The sequence below is a fragment of the Bacteroidota bacterium genome (assembly GCA_036522515.1).
Taxonomy (GTDB): Bacteria; Bacteroidota; Ignavibacteria; order UBA10030; family SZUA-254; genus VBOC01.
This window is the reverse complement of record DATDFQ010000001.1, coordinates 17,785-32,969: the sequence shown is the minus strand read 5'-3', so window position 1 is coordinate 32,969 and position 15,185 is coordinate 17,785. Positions and strand designations below refer to the sequence as shown.

Annotated in this window: 10 protein-coding genes; 4 read left to right on the top strand and 6 right to left on the bottom strand. The window is 57.3% G+C overall.

What is annotated here, in order from left to right; all coding sequences use genetic code 11:
• Positions 1-559: 559 nt before the first annotated feature.
• From VI215_00115 to VI215_00095, 5 genes are all read right to left on the bottom strand, one after another.
• On the bottom strand, positions 560-2,467 hold the full coding sequence (locus VI215_00115) for an ATP-binding cassette domain-containing protein (GenBank protein ID HEY6190709.1): 1,908 nt from the start codon (positions 2,465-2,467) through the stop codon (positions 560-562).
• A 259-nt stretch (positions 2,468-2,726) separates the two neighbouring features.
• On the bottom strand, positions 2,727-4,121 hold the full coding sequence (locus tag VI215_00110) for a DUF6600 domain-containing protein (protein ID HEY6190708.1): 1,395 nt from the start codon (positions 4,119-4,121) through the stop codon (positions 2,727-2,729).
• A 59-nt stretch (positions 4,122-4,180) separates the two neighbouring features.
• Complete coding sequence (locus tag VI215_00105) at positions 4,181-4,729, bottom strand: outer membrane beta-barrel protein (GenBank protein ID HEY6190707.1); 549 nt, start codon at positions 4,727-4,729, stop codon at positions 4,181-4,183.
• A 52-nt stretch (positions 4,730-4,781) separates the two neighbouring features.
• Positions 4,782-5,093, bottom strand: coding sequence for a DUF883 domain-containing protein (locus VI215_00100; protein ID HEY6190706.1), 312 nt, complete (start codon positions 5,091-5,093; stop codon positions 4,782-4,784).
• Positions 5,094-5,295: 202 nt separating this feature from the next.
• Positions 5,296-6,057, bottom strand: a complete 762-nt coding sequence (locus VI215_00095; protein ID HEY6190705.1) for a carboxypeptidase regulatory-like domain-containing protein — start codon at positions 6,055-6,057, stop codon at positions 5,296-5,298.
• Positions 6,058-6,238: 181 nt separating this feature from the next.
• Between VI215_00095 and VI215_00090 the strand changes: the two genes are divergently transcribed.
• From VI215_00090 to VI215_00080, 3 genes are read left to right on the top strand one after another with little or no spacing between them, the layout of a single operon-like run.
• Positions 6,239-6,583 (top strand): metalloregulator ArsR/SmtB family transcription factor, encoded by a 345-nt coding sequence (locus VI215_00090; GenBank protein ID HEY6190704.1) that lies wholly within the window; start codon positions 6,239-6,241, stop codon positions 6,581-6,583.
• Positions 6,584-6,609: 26 nt separating this feature from the next.
• On the top strand, positions 6,610-7,377 hold the full coding sequence (gene arsM, locus VI215_00085) for an arsenite methyltransferase (GenBank protein ID HEY6190703.1): 768 nt from the start codon (positions 6,610-6,612) through the stop codon (positions 7,375-7,377).
• On the top strand, positions 7,378-7,812 hold the full coding sequence (locus VI215_00080) for an arsenate reductase ArsC (GenBank protein ID HEY6190702.1): 435 nt from the start codon (positions 7,378-7,380) through the stop codon (positions 7,810-7,812). It abuts the gene before it with no gap.
• Positions 7,813-8,154: 342 nt separating this feature from the next.
• Here VI215_00080 and VI215_00075 read toward each other — a convergent pair whose 3' ends face one another.
• Complete coding sequence (locus tag VI215_00075) at positions 8,155-8,631, bottom strand: hypothetical protein (GenBank protein ID HEY6190701.1); 477 nt, start codon at positions 8,629-8,631, stop codon at positions 8,155-8,157.
• A gap of 896 nt (positions 8,632-9,527) precedes the next feature.
• On the opposite strand from VI215_00075, the gene VI215_00070 reads away from it, so the two are divergent.
• Positions 9,528-15,122, top strand: coding sequence for a T9SS type A sorting domain-containing protein (locus VI215_00070; GenBank protein HEY6190700.1), 5,595 nt, complete (start codon positions 9,528-9,530; stop codon positions 15,120-15,122).
• Positions 15,123-15,185: the final 63 nt, after the last annotated feature.

The window sequence follows — 15,185 nt, the reverse complement described above, 5'->3', positions numbered from 1 at the left end:
GGCCGAGAGTTGAACGTGGAGCCCTATCGGGCTGGAATGGGGATCCGACCGCTCGGCCAGATCAGGATGGTTGTGTCCCACCAGAGAGAGGACGAACCAATCCTGAAATCTTTGCGTCAGGGGCAGATGACGTTTTGGGGCCCGGTGCGACGGGGGGTCGGCTATTCCGGGAATATAGCATTTACAGAAACTGAAACGTTCGATAGACATCATGGGCCGGGGTTGTCGACCCTGCGCCATGGCGTACGAGGAGCCCAGGTAACAGAACATCACCACCATGAGCAGAAAGGTCTTGATCCCGCTCCGTGGGCCCCGAATCTGATTTATTTGATCAACACTGATAGTCATACGTCCCCGATCGGGTAAAAGGCAGCAACTCCTATACCGTTGGGGAAGTAAGCTTCTAAGAGCGAAAAGGCGTTCTAATTGAGGAATATTCGGAGGTTATCCCCTGTCGTTACCGGGACTGATTCCCCCGGCGAGAACTTTTTACCTTTACCGGGGTATTATTTACCGGCCGCCGGCTTGAAGGAACATCGTGGGGAGGGACCGGCTTTCCCTAACTCCCCTGGCGCAACAGGTCGAGTTCATGCCACCGGGCATAGAGGCGCTCGACTTTCAGCTTCGCGGCGGCAAGCTCTGCCGTCAACCTCTCCGTTTCTCCCCCATGCGTTTCGTAGAAGTTGGGGCTTGAAAAGATCGATTCTATCCGTCTGACATCCGCCTCCGCCAGGAGGATTTCGGGCTCGATGGTTTCGAGTTCTCTCTCCTCCTTCCACTTCAGTTTCTTCTTCGATTTGGGAACCTGAGCATCGGGGCGCGACATCGGATCCGGGTCGCGCTGTCCCGGAGGGCGGGCGCGCGCCGCTGCCTCGGCGAGCCGGGCGTTCCGCTTTTCGATGTAGTAGTCGTAGTCGCCCTCGCTGAAATGGACGTTGCCATCCCCTTCGAACGCAAGGATTCCGTTGCACACGCGATTGAGGAAATACCTGTCATGGCTGACAGCTATCACGCATCCGTCGAACGCGGAGAGCGCTTCCTCCAGGATCCTCAGGGTCGAGAGATCCAGGTCGTTCGTCGGCTCGTCCAGGATGAGGAAATTCCCGCCGTTTTTCAGGATCTTCGCGAGCAACAGCCGGCTCCGTTCCCCGCCCGACAGCTTTCCCACCTTCGTCTGCATCCGGTCGTCGACAAAGAGGAACCGACGGAGATACTTCCACACGGTCAGGCGCTCCTCTCCGAACATGATCCACTCATTACCCTCGGCAATCTCCTCGAGGACGGTATGTTCATCGTTCAGCGCGACCCGCGACTGGTCCACATAGTTGAACAGGGTTCGATCGCCCGCCTCGACACGCCCTTCCGTGGGGCGGAGTTCCGACAGGATGATCTTCAGGAGGGTCGTCTTGCCGAGACCGTTACGGCCGATGATCCCGAGTTTCCTCTTTCCGTCGAACTTGAAGTCTACTCCCTTGAACAGTTGCCTCCCTCCCAGCGTCATCCCGACATTCTTCAGGTTCAGGATTTTTGATCCGAGCACAGCCGCCGGAGGTATCACCAGTTCGACATCAGCTTCCGGCGCGTACCCCTTCTTATCGACTTCTTCAAAATACTTGCTGAGCCTGCTTTTCGATTTTGTTCTTCTCGCCCGTGGTCCCTTGCGGACCCATTCGAGCTCGCGCAGGAGGAACCTGTTCCTTTTCCGTTCCTCCGTCTCCAATTGCGCTTCTCGTTCCGCCTTGTTCAACAGGAAGTCCGTGTAATTGCCCGCGTGCGAATGGCACCGGCCCTGCGCGAGTTCGACGATCCGCGTCGCGATCGAATCGAGGAAATACCTGTCATGGGTGACAAAGAGGCATGCCCCCGGATAGTTCGAAAGGAAATCCTCCATCCACTCGATCGATTGCGTGTCGAGGTGGTTGGTCGGCTCGTCGAGAAGAAGGAGGTCGGGCCGTGAGATGATCGCCTTGCACAACGCAACCCTCCGCTTCTCACCGCCGGAAAGGGTGGCGATGTCGCGGCCCTTTTCCGGAACGTTCAGCGAGTGCATCGCCGCCTCGATCCTGTTTTCAAGATTCCAACCTTCCCGGTGATGGATCTGCCCCTCGAGTATATGCCGGCGGGCGGAGGTGAACGGAAGCGATTCGTATTCACGGAGTATCGCGATGACGTCGTGCGCCCCCTCCACGATATTCTCGTAGACCGATAACGCGGGATCGAGCTGGAAGTCCTGGGCGAGATATCCGATGACAATGTCCCTGCGCCGGGACACCGTCCCGGAATCCGGTTCCATGATGCCGGCCAGGATTTTCAGGAGCGTCGATTTGCCGGAGCCGTTGTTTCCGATCAATCCGATTCGGTTTCCCTCGTGGATCGTCAACGACGCGCCCTGCAACACAACCTGCTCCCCGAAACGGGCGGAGAGTTCGTGTCCGGTTACGATGACCGGGCTGATGGCTTTTGACACAGGCCGAACTGGCGGATTCCAGTGTGGTAGAGGACCCTGGAGCTAGAAGCCCAGGGGGTGGGCGTGTTGGAATGTACTAAAAAAGAGGGAGATGCGAATCCTTGGGGCGGAGGGCCGTGGTGGGTGAAGCTAAACTGCCGAACCAAAAAGACGCAGCCTAAAGGCTGCGGCTACCAAACCCGAGGTGCCGGTAGGCGCGACCTTCAGGTCGCGTACCGAGATGGCAACGAAACTCAGTCACTACCGCGAAGGGCCACCCCTAGTACGGGGGTGGCTCCTTCTCCTTTTTTTCATCCTTCCGGGGTTCGTCCGGTTTCTTCTGATCCTCCGGAGGTTTCTTCACGTTCTTTTTGGGCTGGTAGTTCTTCCCGGGCTGTGACATCCTTCCCCTCCCGCCTCTGGCGTTCGGCGGTGTCGGGGGTTGGCCCGGCTGCGGCTTGACATCCGGGGGGTTCCCGCGTCCGGAAGGACGATCTGCGTTATTTCTCTTTTCAGGGGGAGACCCGATCCATGGTTGTTCCCTTCCCTTGCTGTCGGTCGGTCTCTCTTTCTGGATCTCGGGTTCCTGCTGATCGATTTTCTTTTTCTCGGGCGGATTCACCTGCGGAGGTTGATGTTCGTCCTTGGGCGGATCGGGCGGCGTTAGATTCTGCCGTTCCGGTGCACGCTCATCGCTCCGATCCTTCTGAGGCGGTGCCACCTCTCTACGCGGGTCTCCGCCTTCCCTGGGCGCAGGCGGGGTACCGGTCTGCGGTTGTGATACATCACCCCTCCCGGTGTTATCCGCGGGCTGATTTTCCTCCCGCCGCCGGTTCCCCCGGTCGCGGTCAGGGTTCCGCCTGATATCTCGCAGATCCCTCAGTTTGGACGGTGCGACTCTCCGGTCATGAGTATCCCCCTGCTGGACCTGGGGCCGGTAAATCCTCATCTGGTCGCCGCTGACCGACTGACCCGGCCTGTCGTTTTCCCTGACCGCGATGGGTCTCACCGCCTGGCTTGTTACCCGCTCAACCTCTGTCCTATCGGGACCCGACACATAGGTCGTCCGCCTGCTCCGGTCGACGTTCGTAGTGTTGATAACCGTCGTGTTATTAATGATCGTGATATTCGTCGATCGATCGATGTAATGGCGGTCGAGATCGGACCGGCAAAAATCCCTCTCCCCGACAAACGTCCAGTGATCGGCGGGGACACGATATTCCCGTCCGAAGGAGATATCGACCGAAATGCCCGGCCCCATCGGCGCCCATCCGTAATACCCCGGCGCGCGCCTCCACGTCACCCATGCCGGCCCCCATTCGTTACCCGGGATCCAGAACCACCCGAAGTCGTCGTCATATCCCCACCGGCCGTAATGAAACGCCGCCCAACCCCAGGGATAATCGGAGGCCCATGTCCACCCGTAATCAGTGTAGACCCAATGGCCGTTGGAACAATAGGGGCTGAAATCCCTGTCGGCGTCCGGGATCCAGACGTAGCCATAGTTCCTGTATTCGACCCACGAGCCGTAGGGCGACATCTGATCATAAAAAAGCTGGAAGCTGACCGTCGTTTCCTGCGGGTAGATTCTCTCGGGCGCCGCCCGCTGTGTGACGACGCATGCGCTGGTGCTCACGAGCGCCAGCACGAGGAGTATTTTCGGGATAGTTTTCATGGCATCCCCCATCATATTCATCCGAGCCTGCATCAAATGCCTTTCACGCGACCGGGTCATCAGAGGTCAAACAGATAACCGACGGAGAAAATATAAAAGTTGCTGTTCACGCCGGAACTGCCGGGAACGGCGGTGAAATTGTAGTCCAGGAAGACATACCGCAGGTCGGCAGTCAACTTCGATCCGGCCCCTGTCGGCAGTTCCAACCCGCCGCCAAAGTGCCATCCTACGCTCTGCTTCGTCTCGTCGACGACCGCCCTCGGGGGAAATCTCCCCTCATCATAATCGAACGAGGTGTTATACCAGCCTGCGCCCATCGCGCCGTAGACGACGGGAAACACATAAACCAAACCGGTTACCATGACAGGCCATTCCCTGACCGTTACCGCCCCATTGGAATAGCTTTGGTCGCGGTACCCGAGCGATCCCTCGAGCCCCAGTCCGGGGCTCAATCTCATTCGAAGCGCCGCTCCCACCATCATTTTGCCGTCATCCGCGTCCCGGCTCCTTTGATATCCGATTTGGGGACCGAGGCTTACACTCTGTGCGTTTGCGCTGACAACGATCAACGTTGCCAATCCGAGGATCAGAAAAATGTGTTTTGACATACCACGCCCTTTCCAAGATTGGACATATACAACATCCAACTAAATCTTAGAATTAGTGGGGTCGCCGCCGGGCGATTATGATACCTGCCAGAAACGCCACACCGGCGGATATCCCTACGGCTTTCCAGGGGTTCTTGTTGACATACCTGTCAGTTGTGCGCGCAACCTGTTTCGTCTTATGGACGACGGTATCGCGCGCCTCGGTGAACTTTTTCTCGATGTTCTCGAGGCCTTCCTGCAGCTCCTGACGGGCTCGAGCCACGGTCTCACGCAAATGATCCGCAGTTTCGCGGAAATGCTGACCGACATGGTCCGAGGCCTCTTCAAGGACAGGCGTGTGGGTGTGTTCCTGCGATCTCATCATAGTTCCCTTCCGGCTTTGTTGCTGTATCGGTTCGCCTCACCCCTTCGTATTCATCATCTTGCGGCAAGGTAAAGAAGGTATCAGAAAATGTCCAGTTAATAAAAATTCATTCATTTATAATGAAAAAAGGCCGGCGATCCCGACCGTTTTTTGCTCCCGGAGCAGGATGTTTAAAAACTTTTAACCTTTCCATGGAGGGTTTTTACTTTGCCGCAAACTGAAATGTTACATTCTTCGATTCACCGGCGGCAACAACTATTTTCTGTTCCAGCGTTCCGAACGTTTCATGCCACGCCGCCAGGGTATATTGCCCCGGGGGGAGGTTTTTCAGCGTACACGCTCCGTTTGAGTCGGAAACGGCGAAAAAAGGGTGGTCAAGGACCCCAACATATGCGCTCATCCACGAATGGACATCGCATTTCACTCTCACCATGATCTCCGGTTGGGAAAAAACCTCCTCCTTTTTCATTCCTTCGCGCGGTTGCGCGAAATTGAATCCAGCGTTGACCTTCGGAAGCGCGTGGATATTATGCAGGACCGGGTCCAGATTTACAACCTGCAAAGGCTGACCCACCCGGATTCCCATGACGTGCGGATGATACATGCATCCCTCCTGGTCGATCGTGACGGGCTCCTTCGGCACCGGGTAGGTTTGAGAACCCAGCCCCTCTTTCACATACACAAAGGCGTTTCGGAGCATCCCTTTCCCGTTTGTCAGCACATTCTGGAAATAGACAGGCTCCTTGTGCATCGTGATGCACTTTCTGTCGGCATTCATTTTGACGCTCTCCATCTTCGGGGGAGTACCCTCGAGGAGTATCTTGCAGGAGACGGATGCGGGCGTCTGAACCTGTTCCTGCGGTGCGGCCGCCGGTCTCGGCGGCGCGGGCTTTTCTCCCCCGCAACCGGAGAAAAGCCAGAAAGATGCCGCGATGAACGTGGGTATTCCGGGTTTCAAGCGCATGATTCTCCCCTTCTCTATAATAGTGTAACAATCCGATTCGCCGATTCGGTCTCACTCCGCCGGTGGCGGTACCGGATGCAATGGAAGTTCTCCGGCGCACTGTCAAAATAAGCATATTTGGCTGACAGTTGCCATTGACGGAGATATTTCGTATTATATCAATATATTTTGATGCGTCAATATGAACGACACCCTTACATCGATCAAAGCCGTCTCCGAGGAAATTCGGGTCCGATTGCTGCTGTTGCTGATGGACCGGGAAGCGTGCGTTTGCGAATTGATGTCCGTCTATCAGATGGCCCAATCGAAGCTCTCCCACCATCTGATCACGCTGAGGGACGCAGGGCTTTTGCAGGATGAGAAACGGGGCAAGTGGAACTACTACCGCGTGAACACGAGATCGCTCACCTCCCCGAACAGGGAATTGCTCTCCTCCCTCTCGCGGTGGTTCATCGATGAAGAAATTCTCGGGCGCGACCGGCGAACGCTCGACAAAGTCAAAGAACAGATGGGAATCTGCTGTTAACAATAACTCTCAGGAAGGGAACTTCGATGAATACAAGCACAGAAATCAAGGATGCGGTCAAGCAGAAGTACGCGGAGATCGCCCGCGGGGAACAGGCGCAGGGAGACGCGGCAACCTCCTGCTGCGGAAGCGGCGGCTGCGAACCGGAGGGGCTTGTGAACATGGCTCTGAAGTATGGCGATGCGGCACGGGCGGCGATACCCGAAGGGGCGGACCTGGGTCTCGGCTGCGGGACTCCGACCGCGTTTGCATCCTTCAAGCAGGGAATGACGGTGCTGGACCTCGGCTCGGGCGCCGGGATCGACTGCTTCGTCGCCTCGAGCTATGTGGGATCGACGGGCAAGGTGATCGGGGTCGACATGACCGAGGCGATGATCCGCCGCGCGAACGAGAACAAGGCGAAAGTGAATGCGACGAATGTCGAGTTCAGGCTAGGAGAGATCGAGTCGCTCCCGGTCGAAAACGAGAGCGTGGACAGAGTCATCAGTAATTGCGTCATTAATCTCGTGCCAGACAAAGCGGCCGCGTTCAAAGAAATTCATCGCGTGATGAAAAGCGGCGGGAGGTTTACCATCTCCGACATTGTCATCGACGGAGCGATCTCCGATGCCGAGAGGCACGATGCGGCCTTATGGGCCGGATGCATCAGCGGAGCGCTCGGGCGCAGGGAGTATCTTGAAATTATCCGGCGGACCGGTTTCCGGGACGTGGAAGTGGCTTCGGAGAAGAAATACGACTACACGCTCTCAAGCGGCGCCGGGATGTTTTCCATCACGGTCTCGGGGACGAAGTAGGTGAAGATCCTGATCCTCTGCACCGGAAACTCCATCCGCAGCCAGATGGCGGAGGGATTTCTCAAATCGTTCGACCCCGCCCTCGAAGTCGAGTCGGCGGGCACTGCTCCGGCCCGGCAGGTCCACCCGCTTGCCGTCAGAGTGATGAACGAGGAGGGGATCGACATCAGTCGCGCCCGCCCGAAGAGCGTCGAGGTGTTCCTGGACGAGCCGTTCGACTATGTCATCACGGTTTGCGACCACGCGAGGGAAACCTGCCCTCTTTTCACCGGCCATGTGGCGCACCGGCTTCACCTCGGGTTTGACGATCCTATGGCATCGGGAGGGACCGGGGAGCACATTCTTGCGGAATTCCGGCGTGTCCGGGATGAAATCAAGGATGCCTTCCAACAGTTCTACAGGAACTCAATCGCCGCTGGTCCCTCACGCCGATGACGCCGTAAAAACAATCCCCCCCGCCCACTCGATACGGGCCCTCGACTTTTGATCCCCATCCGAAATCAAAAGTCCGTATCAAAAGCGAACGAGGGGGATGTCTTCGCCTCGCTGTTGGTGCGCCTATGCTCTCTTCGCCCTCTCAGAAACTCGTGGAGCAATCTACGCTATCTCTTGTTCTCCGTCAATGGGGTTGATTACTACGAGGGGGGTAGGTCTATACCTACCTCCGAGGGTAGTAATGAACCCCCCTTGACCGTGGGGGACATGTACCGGCGTAATTTGAGGTAAAAGGGGGGAAAAAGGAGGATCACTCACCCGGGAGGGTGGGATCGGTTTCGACTACTCCTGCTTCGAAATCGTAACAGTTAACGAAGCGCCGTCCTCACTCTTCGAGAAGGACAACGAGTTTCCGAAAGCGGAATAGGAATACGTGCCGTGGAAATAAAGGCTTCGCTGGGGAACGTCGGTCGTCCGGAGGCTTGAAAAGTCGACCATATTCGCTTTCTGATCGAACTTTGTAAAATTCCCCCTGTCCCTGAGTAGCGTACCGGGGGCCCAATATCGTGTCGTGGTCCTATTGACCAGTGAAGTCACGGTCGCTTCATACGAGTACTCCGAAGCCGAAAACTTGAACGTGACGACGCCCGTCTGTGTCACGCTTCCCTCCGAACCGTAATTCGCCTTATAGGTAAAATCGCCCGACCATGTGCCGGGATCAAACGGCACGGCGGCTTCCGTGGGCGAGTCGGGGGAACATCCCTCCGTGAGCGAGATGAGGAGCGAGAGTAATAGAGCGAGAAATGCCGATGTTTTCATAAACAGGTCCTCCTGTTCATTGTTTATGAGGTCTTCAGAAGACGAAGCGGGAATGTCCCAAAGTAATGACTGGATGGACAAAAGTCAAGAAAAAACCCGCTAGACCTACTCGTTTTTCCCGGATTACCTTCTCGCCGGAATTCTGGAATGCTCCCATTGAAGGGCCGGGGCAATCCCGCCACCGTACCCTGAGAAGACCTCCGGAGATGGGTAGTGTCTTAAATTGTCATCCTGAGCACATTCGCTTCGCTCAGTGTAAACTCCGCGAAGGATCTCATTCTTTCGGGAGAGGAGATTCTTCGCTTCACTCCGTTCAGCTCAGAATGACAATTGTCGCTACGCTCCCTCAGGATGACAGGTTCGGTGAAATTCAGACGTTGCCCCGGGATGACACACACGTGATTCCAAAAATAAGAAGAATCTAATGTTTGTGAGACCGATTTAACTTGCGTCTGGTTTGCATTTGATCTAGATTCAGCACGGGTGGAACGGCGGAAGATTGTATCGACGACCGCCGTTAGGACTAGATAGCTTAGGGGGGAGCACATTTCTCGGCACTCCATTCAAACGCTGCGGGACAATCAAGTCCTGCAATTCCTACTTTCTACGGCGCGAATGTTCTTGAAGAAGTGATTCTTCTTCTTCCTGATCCTGCTGTTCATTTTATACCGGAGAAGCAGGATTTCAGGGCCACGGTAGGTCATCGCCCTTCTCTTCCAGTCAACAGAGACAGTTTCCCGGCACATCAGACCGGCCAGGTCGTTCGCCTGATCAGGAATTCGTAGCGAGTGTTCGTTCGACACTCCGTTCGGAGGTCCCACATCTTCAGCAAATTTCACTTTCACCAGGCCTGCCCCACTGCAGGAATTTCTCATCTCTTTCGAGGAGGTTGCACCATGAGTAAGTTCATGATTTGCGTGATGACGCTCGGCTGCGCCATGATGTTCTGCACCGGCACAATCCGGACGCAACAACAAACAGCAAAGATCCGGACCGATGAGGTGGCTCCGTACAGAGGAATCCTCGGTGATCGCGTCTTAACAGGAAGCGCTCCGGTGAAAAGTCCCGCTACACGATCCGCCGCATCCGCAACCTCCGTCACGATTAACGTACCGGGCGACCAACCGACCATCCAGGCCGCGATCGACGCCGCGAGCAACGGCGACCTGATCAAAGTGTTTCCGGGAACATACAATATAGACGAGGCAAACGGCCGCGATCCGGTGACGGGCGGCGCGGGAGGCAACGACTTTAATATTTTCGTCAACAAATCGGTCACGATTCAGGGTGTGACTGCGGGCGGGGCGCCCATCACCAGCTACTCCAGCGTCGCGGCCTTCGTCTCGGCAAAGCGAAATCTTCCGACTTTCGGCGCCGACGCCATTTTTGTCGCAGCCGACAATGTCACGATCACAGGCCTGGACGTCACGGGATGGGCGGTCGACAACAACAAGACCATCGAGGTCGTCGGAGATAATTGCATCATCAAGTATTGCAAGCTGCACGGACTCGACGCGACGGCGGCTCTCTACGTCGACGATAATCATTACAATTCCGGGACGAACACATCGCATCTTGTCGCCTATCGCTTCGAAGGGAACCTTCTCGAGGGGGGCGGACCGGATGCCGACGGGATACGCTTCTCGAGCGGCGCCGGCTGGAGCGGGCCCGTCAGCGGACGCGTGATTACCGGCAATACCTTTACGAACTATGTGGACGGCATCGCATTTGTCGGACCGGGGGTCGATCCATGGGATGCGTACCCGGTCGGAGCGGCCACGATTACCGGCAACACATTCAGCGCTGCGGACCGCAGGCACGTGATCGCCTGGGGAACGTATGCCGCCGCGCTCGGGTATCAAAATCCGGATTGGCGGGCGATCGCCGCGAACAATACGTTCGACAAGGCGGCAATCGCGTGGGCTCCGGGAGTCGACGCACGCAGCTGGGATTCTCCCCCCTTCACCAATATCAAGGGAATCTACAGCGCGATTCAACGGTATGCGATCAACAAGGCGGTTGCGGGCGACACCGTGCAGGTGCTTGCGGGGACGTACGAGGAACAACTCGAACTCACTTCACAATTGACGCTTCGGGGCGCCTCCTCGACCTCGACAATCGTCAAATCACCCGTGACTCTCGTCAAGTTCTTCGCGACGAGCGCCAACAACTATCCGATCCTCTATGTCCACGACGCGAACGGCGTCTCGATAAAGAGCCTCAGAGTGGACGGAGCGGGGCGTGGAAACGGCAATTACCGGTTTATCGGCGTGGCGTACTATAATGCGGGTGGAACCATCGACGGTTGCGATATCAAGGATATCCGCGAAACTCCGATCAACGGCGATCAGCACGGTGTCTCCATATATGCCAACGTGACCACCGCCACGCTCCGCACGCTCAATGTCAGCAACAACACGATCAGCGGTTTCCAGAAGAACGGCATGGCTCTGAACGGCACCAATCTGACGGCGAACGTTTCGGGGAACACCGTCACCGGAGCTGGGGCGATCAACTTCAACGCCCAGAATGGGATTCAGATCGGATTCGGTGCAACGGGCTCAATCACCGGGAACACGGTGAGCGCAGTTGCCTACACACCCAACACGGATGTCGCATGCGGCCTGCTGCTGTACCAACCTTCCGGTACAATCTCTGCGACAAACAACATCATCAATGAATCGACGGTCGGGATCTACTACATCGATGTCGGCGGGTCGATCACCGGAAATACCGTTGCGGCGACGGTTGCCGGTGTGGGAACTTCCGCCTTCTGGGGCATCGTTGCCGACCCGGGGGGAAAACCTCGAGTGAACCCGCAGCCGTTCGACCAGGAGCCCGCCCCGATAAAGGGTCAGGTTCGCGCTACTTCGAGCCTTACGACGACGACCACAACGACGATCTCTCAGAATTCGGTAACCGGCCAGGGTACCGGGAGCACCGGTTTGGAACTTGACGCGCTCGGCACGACGACCCTGAACGTGACTGCGACGCAGAACATGGTGACGGGCTGGGGATACGGCGTCTACTTCTATAAGGACGCGGGAGCGACCCTGAGTGCGACGGTCAACTCCAATAGTCTCGGCGGGAATACGTACGCCGCATACAACTCGACCGGCGTTCAGCAGGATGCTTCGGCAAATTGGTGGGGAAGCGCGACGGAGAGCACCATCCTCGGACTCATGTCCGGAAGTCTCGATTACACCCCGTGGCTCAACGCGGGCACCGACACCCAACCGGTCACCTCCGGGTTCCAGGGCGATTTTTCATACCTCAACGTGAGTGCGGCGAGCCCGCAAACCGGAGCGACCGGCCGCATCCAGGAGGGTGTCAACCTCGTTTCCGGCAGTACGGTGAGCGTCGCCGCAGGGACGTACAATGAGGCGGTCGCAGCCAACAAAACCGTGACCCTGAACGGTGTTCGGGCCGGCGTCGATGCACGCGGGAGAACGGGATCTGAATCGATCGTCGTTGCACAGACCGGCGGTCCCTCCAACTCGGCCTTCTCTATCAGTGCGAATAACGTGACGATTGACGGCTTCACGATCCAGGGGGCCGGGACGGCAGGCGCCCAAACCTGGGGTATCAACGCCGCTGCCGGGACACCCACCTCCGGGGTCCACATCACGAACAACAGATTCCAGAACCTCTACGAAGGCGCACACGTCCAGGGGCCGGATGCAAACGTGTCGAGCAACATGACCATTGACAAGAACGCCTTCTTTGACGATCCGGGCGACCTCTTTGCAAAGGATGCAGGTATCTGGATGGCATCGGCACCGAGCAACAATCTCACCATCACGAACAATAGCTTCTCGGGGCATGACCTTGGAGACGGAGGCGATTATGCCGCAGTCAACATCGACAAGTGCACGAACCTGACGATCACAAACAACACGAGCCATAACGACGGCAGCTTCCTCGTCCTGGTCAATGATGTGACCGTGAACGTCAGCGGGAACAGCTCCAGCAGCTCGGGTCCGTCCGGCTTCCACCAGAGCTCCTGTATCTTCCTTGCACTCGGCAACAACGGCGTCACCATCCAGAACAACAGCCTTGACGCAGGGTACAGGGGGGTTCGCCTCGCGAGCTTCTTCGGCACCGGGATAAACCAGAACATCCAGGTACTGAACAATACGATTACGAACATGGTGGATGCCGGGATCCTCGTGCCTGTAGGCACGATCTCCGACCAGCTTGTCGCGCACGGCAACCAAATTTCGGGGAATGCGATCGGCGTCCAGAACGACAACACCTCCCCTAGCACCACGGTAAATGCGACGAATAACTACTGGGGCAGCATCTTCGGTCCGAGCGATCCCACCGGGACGATTGAAGTCCCAACCTCGCCTGCACCATCGGTCGCGACGGTGAAAAACACCATCCCGCCCGGCAATCTGGGTAATGGCGCGAGCGAAAACGTGAACTATTTCCCCTGGATCGGTCAAAGCAACCATGGCGCTCATGGTGGAGGAATTTCGGCCGGAGCATACGGAAGCCCGACCTCGAATTCCGTCTTCGCAGGCGTGGATCCGGCTGCCCTTGACGGTGTCGATTCGCGTGACACGGTGGCCCCTCCGCCTCCACCGACCAACTATGTCTACCTTTACTTCCCGCTCGATCCGGGAAATCCACTGCCGAACTACTCGGTCGATGTCAAGAAGGATGAGGCAAGTCTCGCCGCGGCGGCAAAAGCGTGGAATCTGAAGGCACTTTCGGATCTGACAACACATGTGATCACGATGGAGCTGCCCGTTGATCCTGCGCTTCCCAGCGGGTTCAAGCCGACGCTGTATGATCTATCGACCACCAACTACGTGAACCTGAGATCGACGCCGTTCTATGTGTTCACGACACCGGCATCAGTCATACCGACCGATTTCCGCCTCCTGATCGGCGACAGCACAAAACCGAATGTGGCTGTTACGGCGCCGAACGGCGGGGAATTCCTCGTCGTGGGGACGCCCTATAACATCACCTGGACGTCATCGGACGGAACCGGGGTTCTGCGGCACTATATCTATTATTCACTCACCGGCGGGGCCCCGTACACGCTGATCGATTCGACGAACGGGAATGTCTTCTCAAAACTGTGGACGCCTCCGTCGGCGGCGAGCGTGGCGAGCATCAAAGTTATCGCGCGCGACTCCGTTCTGAATGAACAGACGGATGTCAGCGACCATTCGTTTACGATCCTCGCGACCAACAGCATCTCCTTCAGCGCGCTGGCAGGATGGAACCTCGTCAGCCCCGCCATGCAGCAGGGAACGATGACTCCGGCCGCGGTATTCGGAGACGACTACGGCGCGACGCCCTTCTTCACGTTCCAGTACAGCCCGCTCTCGGGTTATTCAATCCCCTCGACGCTGAACATGGGACAGGGATACTGGCTCGGATCCAACAGCGCGCAGGTGATCGACGCGGTCGGGACTCCGGTGAGTTCCGCCAGTCTCGGACTTGCGGCGGGATTCAACATTGTGGGCAATCCCTTCCCCGTCGCGGAACCGAAGGACAGCTTGAAGTTCACCGACGGATTCCTGGTGAAAACAATGGCGCAGGCGGCAACGGCGGGATGGCTCTCGAACGTCCTCTACGGCTACAGCGGGACGAGCTATTTCGTGGAGAATTCGGCGATGGCGGTATGGAACGGCTACTGGATTCCCATGCTTCTGAGCGGGAAAACAATCCAGTACACACCGGCCGTCGGCGTGCCGACGCCGAAAGTAGACGTGATTGCCGAAGCGGCGACCCCTGTCCACTGGAGCGTCGATCTCGCCGCCTCGATGACCGTCAACGGCGATCGTTTCGGCGACAGGATCGCCTCCTTCGGAGTCCGCGAGGATGCAGGTGATGCGTTCAACCCGGTGTACGATGCCCCCCGGCCGCCGAGGGCGCCTTCGAAGGACTTCGTCGAGGTGAGCTTCCCGGCCCGCGGAGAGGGATATCCGGCAGGATTCGATTCCTACGCGCGCGATTACCGCACTCCGGGCAAAGCGGCCTGGACGTTTGTGGTGAGGAGCTCCGCCGAAGGGACAGTTACCCTGACGTGGGATCGCAATTCCATCTCCGGACTTGCAGCGGACGTGCGGATCGAACTGTTCGACGGGGCAGGCCATGCAGGAATCGACATGAAGAAGGTCGGTTCGTACACGTACGCGCAACAGGGGACAACGCACGAATTCTCGGTGAACAGTTCACGACAGGCCGTTCCACAGAAGTTCGACCTGACACAGAACTTCCCGAACCCGTTCAACCCCACCACCAAGATCAGTTATGCGCTGCCGGGCGATGCAAGGGTGCAGGTCGCAGTGTACGACTTTCTTGGAGAGAAGGTGGCAGAATTGGTGAACCAGACTCTTTCCGCCGGATATCATGAGGTGGTGTTCGACGCGTCCCGGCTTGCAAGCGGAATGTATTTCTACCGGATCACGGCCACCTCGGCCAATGGCGTACTCTTCACCGGCAGCAAGAAGATGATGTTGATCAAGTAACGTTTGTGACGAAATCCCCCCTGCCTCTTGTGCCGGGGGGAATTTCGATTTGGAGATCGATGG